We start from the raw sequence: 613 nt of genomic DNA, 5'->3' as shown, positions 1-613 counted from the left end.
CGTTGTCTGCAGTTCCATCTCAAGCCAATCAGTGTTGATGATATTCATCAGCAACTTGACTACATTTTGGGTCAAGAGCAGGTTTCAGCAGAGCCCAAAGCGCTTGGCATGATCTCTCATGCCGCTGATGGCAGTATGCGTGATGCGCTGAGTTTGACCGACCAAGCGATTGCTTTAGGCAATGGTGCGGTGCAAACCGACATCGTTAGCCACATGCTGGGAACCATCGATACGGATCAAGCGATTCACTTGCTTGAGTCGATCAGCAGTAAACAACCTCAACAAGCCATGGATAAAATCCACCAATTGGCGGCGAATGGTGTTGAGTGGGACGGTTTATTGCAACAAATCGCGACGCAGTTACATCGCATCGCTATGTATCAAGCACTGCCTGCGTCACTAGACCGAGCACAGCCTGATGCAGAAAAAATCGAATTATTAAGTAAAGCGCTCAGCCCACAAGATGTGCAGCTTTACTATCAAATTGCGCTAAAAGGTCGTGAAGATCTGACGCTGTCTCCAAATGGCCGTGTTGGTATGGAGATGATCGTCTTACGTATGTTGGCTTTTCGTCCATCAGCGAATAACGGTGCAAATATCGTTACCGCAGGAT

General features: G+C 48.0%; 1 pseudogene. It reads left to right on the top strand.

Annotation, left to right across the window (positions count from 1 at the left end):
* Positions 1-613: pseudogene (locus R7Q09_RS26745) on the top strand (DNA polymerase III subunit gamma/tau); the annotation flags it as partial.

The sequence above is a fragment of the Vibrio sp. 2130-1 genome, assembly GCF_033339515.1.
The sequence above is the reverse complement of the archived record's forward strand: the minus strand, read 5'-3'. Positions and strand labels throughout refer to the sequence as shown.